At 33.3% G+C, this 4,354-nt stretch carries 5 protein-coding genes and 1 pseudogene; 5 read left to right on the top strand and 1 reads right to left on the bottom strand.

The genetic code is table 11. From position 1 onward, the window contains the following. Window positions 1-315: 315 nt before the first annotated feature. Window positions 316-2,415 carry a lantibiotic ABC transporter gene (locus KHW44_RS06800; protein ID WP_304067589.1) on the top strand — a complete coding sequence of 700 codons (2,100 nt, stop codon included), beginning with the start codon at window positions 316-318 and terminating at the stop codon, window positions 2,413-2,415. A gap of 11 nt (window positions 2,416-2,426) precedes the next feature. Then, a complete protein-coding gene (locus KHW44_RS06795) occupies window positions 2,427-3,008 on the top strand; it encodes a resolvase (RefSeq protein ID WP_304067586.1) in 582 nt (193 codons plus the stop codon). A 103-nt stretch (window positions 3,009-3,111) separates the two neighbouring features. Here the strand turns inward: KHW44_RS06795 and KHW44_RS06790 are convergent, their stop codons facing one another. Continuing rightward, window positions 3,112-3,354, bottom strand: coding sequence for a hypothetical protein (locus KHW44_RS06790; protein ID WP_304067583.1), 243 nt, complete (start codon window positions 3,352-3,354; stop codon window positions 3,112-3,114). A 110-nt stretch (window positions 3,355-3,464) separates the two neighbouring features. On the opposite strand from KHW44_RS06790, the pseudogene KHW44_RS10130 reads away from it, so the two are divergent. The 3 genes and pseudogenes from KHW44_RS10130 to KHW44_RS06780 form a co-directional block, all read left to right on the top strand. After that, window positions 3,465-3,758 (top strand): annotated as a pseudogene (locus KHW44_RS10130) (redox-sensing transcriptional repressor Rex); the annotation flags it as partial. Window positions 3,759-3,910: 152 nt separating this feature from the next. Then, complete coding sequence (locus KHW44_RS06785; protein ID WP_304067580.1) at window positions 3,911-4,225, top strand: metalloregulator ArsR/SmtB family transcription factor; 315 nt, start codon at window positions 3,911-3,913, stop codon at window positions 4,223-4,225. Window positions 4,226-4,244: 19 nt separating this feature from the next. After that, window positions 4,245-4,354: arsenic metallochaperone ArsD family protein (locus KHW44_RS06780; RefSeq protein ID WP_304067592.1), on the top strand; the 110-nt coding region annotated here is incomplete at its 3' end.

Raw genomic sequence — 4,354 nt, 5'->3', positions numbered from 1 at the left:
GGATTCATACAAGAGGCAAGAATCAGGAAAGTTCGATATTGGAACGGCACATATTACGACAGTATGAAATACGGTGTTACACGTGAAGAGTGGGAAAAATTATCTCAGAAATGAAAATATCTTGTTAATTCAAAAATTTAACTCAAAAAAATAATCAATAAACACAAAGATCTTCCGAACTCTTATTGGTTTGCCAATAATGTCGGAGGATTTTTTTAACGAAAAAAGTACAAAAATGATTGATTAATAATAGAATAGGGGTATAATTAGTCTAACAATAGTTATGGATTTTTAGACTAATAAAAGGAGGTATTTATGAATCAATTAAACATATTTGATACTGGTACAAATATTGAAAAGCTGAGAATTGTTGATGGAAATGGTAAAAAAGCTGAAGCAGGTACGAAGCACAAGATATATCATGTTGAGCTGAAAAACATTAGCTACCAAGATGTGGAGGAGTTGTTTTTCGGCTACAATGAAATCAGGGCTATTACTTTTTCCTATGACATCAAATTTGTCAATAAAATCATGAAGATGTTTGACTATGGAGAAATTATCCTTGGCGGAAGGTTCATGACTAGACGAGACAGCGAACTTCATGAGCTTACATCAGAAGCTTATTTACTTGCTGAAAACATGCGATTGTCAGAAATGGCAGCTGATGCTGTGAGATCAGAAAAAGATTTGGTGCGAATGATGAAAGAAGGATCTTTGTTAATAAAATCTCCTAAGTATGTTATAGATCACAGAAAAATCTACCTTCTTAAATCAGATGATGGACTAACCAGAGTAATCAAAGGCTCTGCTAATATGACAAGAAGAGCTTGGTCTGGCGATCAGCTGGAAATTTATGAGGTGGATGACACTTTTGAAGCGTACGTTGCTTATGCACAAGATTTTGAAACGGCTTGGAGCCTGTCAGATGACATACCAGAAGATGTGGTAGCATCGAAAAAAACTGATAGTCCAGAAAAAGATATTCCTATAATTAAACAAGCGCTGAAAACACAAAAAACCATCGTCTTAGAACAACCTAAAAATAGTGGAGAAGTTTACGAAAAAATCAAATACACTATCGATGCGGACAAGATTATGGAGAAGAACAAAGAACTTGTACGAAATATAAATACCAACTCGAAAAATGGATACATTGAAATACTTCCGAATATTATTAATAAAATCAGCGTCAACGCAAAAAGACTCAAAAGAAAAAAGATAGATGTCAAAGAAATACAAAAAGATTATCCGAAATTAACCTTCAACTTCGACACTAAAGAAGCTTTTTTGGATGAAGAATCACTAGATCTCAATCCCGAAAAAGAAGATGTAAAAAATGATATCGACTTATTATTTGAAGCTTTTGATAATTACAAGAAAGATTTCGTTGGGGATGTGGACAAAGTTAGAGATTCCCATTACAAGCTTTTAAACATTTTGTTTTCTTCTCCATTTCACGCGAAAATAAGGTGCATAGCAGACATAAAAAACATCCCGACATCGAGCTTGCCATTATATACATTATTAGCATCCAAAGGTTCCAACACAGGTAAAAGTTTTATGACAGAATTTATTCTAAAATTGATGACCAATAAACAGCTAAAAGCATTCTCTGTTAAAACAGTACCCACAAAATGCATTGATGGCATGCTTGAGACTTACAAGGGAATTCCGATTTTTATCGATGAAATAGACGGGCCATATTATGCAAGACTTAAAGAAAAAATCAAAAATAGTCGCCAATGCGAAATCATCCAAAGAGAAGAACAACCATTGATTATATTTGCAAGTAATAGCGTGAGCGATCCAGAAGAACCAGAGAGAAAAAGAATGCCGTTTTTGAGATATAATGCCGGACTTAGAACTGACATAGACCCACTATCATACGATGGAATTAGCAAAAATATGAAAATCAAAGCAACAAACGCCTTATATAGAGAATATCTTAGAAGGATGATTATAGAAGTGGACAAGCTTATCGACTACATGATTAAATCAAATGATATCGCCGATGATTACTATCCCGACATGATGCAAATTTCATCCAAAACTTTAATCGATATATTCAAAGAATTTGGCTACGACCTTCCAGATTATGCAAGAGAACTCAATTGGAATGATGATTTTTCATATCATGCAAAATACATCTCCAAAGATGCCATAGAAGGAATTAGGAAACTATGGGAAAATGAACCCAAATGCTTTATAATTAAAACAAATGTTATAATGATAACATCAGGAACAGACAAAGGGTCTAGGAAAATACTCGAAAGCTGGGCAAATTCTCTTCCTGTTGAATTTGAAGCGAAGTATTCAGACAAGAAAGATATGTCCCAAATTACAGTGAATAGATTGGAACTTGAACAAGCATTGGGTTTTAGATTCAATAAGTTTGTCAAGTTTTTTAGGAGGTAGTATAGGTGATAATGTACATTTACACCAAAACGACAGAAGATATTTCTATTTTTGAAGACATCATGGAAATTATCCACAAAAAAGATTCGGAAATATGTGTAAGTGTCGAACACATGAGAAGCTTTCAGGAATTAGAAAAGATAAAAAACGAGATGATAAATGATGATATTTTAATAATTGGAAGCTTAAAATCCCTTGGAATAAACGAAAAAGACATCGCCAATTCTCTGAAATATTTCATTGAAAAAGGGAAATGTCTGGTTATTTCTAACTTAGAATCCACCTATAAATACGGCGTATCTCAGCCGATGAATAAAGCCATTCTAAGCACAATATTAGACTCTGTTCTATTAAACAACAAAAACATTATCGAGCTTCCTAGAAATAGAAAATTCAACTCAGGAAGAAATAAAATTGATTTTCCAAATAACTGGGAAGAATTGTATGAGAACTGGGAAAATAATAACATCTCTTCAAAAGAATTCTTGGATAAATCTGGATTAAAAAAAGCCACGTTTTATAATATGATTACTGAATACAAAGAAATCCTGAAAGCTAATGAAGCTTTTGTAAAAAAATATAGATTAGGATAGGATTTGACAATGGCACGATAATTGAGATGATAGTTAGGGAAAAACAATCAATAACCAACCAAAAAATCTCCCGAAACACTCGGGAGATTTTCACATTATATCATTAAATTTTATAATCTTTGTGAAGTATTAGTATTTCGACAAGCATACCGTCACGGTATTTAGCGAGTGATTCGTGAGTGTTTCCGAATTCTTGAGGTCTATTTTTGAATGCTTCGTGAACTCCGTCGACTGTTTTCTTCTTAATATCGTCTGTGAAATTCGTGGAATGTTGCACACGAACAAAATGATGTACAAAAATGATATCCAAAATGATACCCAAAATGATACCCAAAATGATACCCAAAAACGACGACCTCTTGACAATTGAGAAACGCCTTTTAGTAAAGAATAAAATTTTAAAAATATTTATTTGGCATAAATGGAGAAAAATATGGCTAATTTGATAAATCAGAGAGCCTAGTGGGGACTAAGATTGATGACTTGAAAATTATGGATATATCTCATCTTACCGAGTTTCAAAAAAATCACAAGCCAGAAATTGCTATCTTGGCTGCGTCAGGAGAGCTAGCTCAACACCTATGTGACAGCCTTGTAGACAATGGCATAAAGGGTATTTGGAACTCTGATCCTATAAACCTTAAATTGACAGAAGAGATAGTCATTGAGGATGACCATCTTAATGAATCCCTATACACTTTAATCTACTATATAAATAACATACATGGCTATGATAAAAATAGTAACTAACAGCTAGGAATAATCTAGCTGTTTTTTCGTTGTAAAATAAAGAATATAGAAACATTGACAAGTATCGATATGGGGTGTATAATAAATATGGAATCGAAATTCATCGATATCATTGAAGTTTATCGATATATCAAATAAAGAAAGGGGAAATTATGAAAAGATCATACGCAGAGTTTGCACCTATATTCAAGGTTTTGTCTGATGAAACCAGGCTAAAAATAATTGATATGCTCTCATGTGGCGAGATTTGTGCTTGTGATATTTTGGATGGTTTGAGTATTTCTCAATCAACCCTAAGCTATCACATGAAAAACTTAACGGATTCTGGCCTTGTTAACGCAAGAAGGGATGGGGCATGGATGAGATATACTCTAAACCTTGAAAGAATAGAAGAGATTAAAGACTTCCTAGATTATATTACCGAAGATAAAGAAGATTGTATTTGTAAAAAATGTAAAGAAAAGTAAATGCTAAAGGAGTGTTAGTATGAAAAAAATGGTAATTTATGACCCAGCAATGTGTTGCTCAACAGGTGTATGTGGACCATCAGTAGACAAGAACTTATTAAGGGTATCCACAGCGATTAATAGGTTAAG

This window comes from Finegoldia magna (assembly GCF_018371055.1).
GTDB classification, from domain to species: domain Bacteria; phylum Bacillota; class Clostridia; order Tissierellales; family Peptoniphilaceae; genus Finegoldia; species Finegoldia magna_I.
Note: the sequence above shows the minus strand (reverse complement) of the source record. Positions and strands in the feature narration are given on the sequence as shown.

What these genes read in the sequence shown, in the direction of transcription:
- KHW44_RS06800 (WP_304067589.1), top strand. Translation starts at nt 316, where the DNA reads ATGAATCAATTAAACATATTTGATACTGGTACAAATATTGAAAAGCTG.
- KHW44_RS06795 (WP_304067586.1), top strand. Translation starts at nt 2,427, where the DNA reads ATGTACATTTACACCAAAACGACAGAAGATATTTCTATTTTTGAAGAC.
- KHW44_RS06785 (WP_304067580.1), top strand. Translation starts at nt 3,911, where the DNA reads ATGAAAAGATCATACGCAGAGTTTGCACCTATATTCAAGGTTTTGTCT.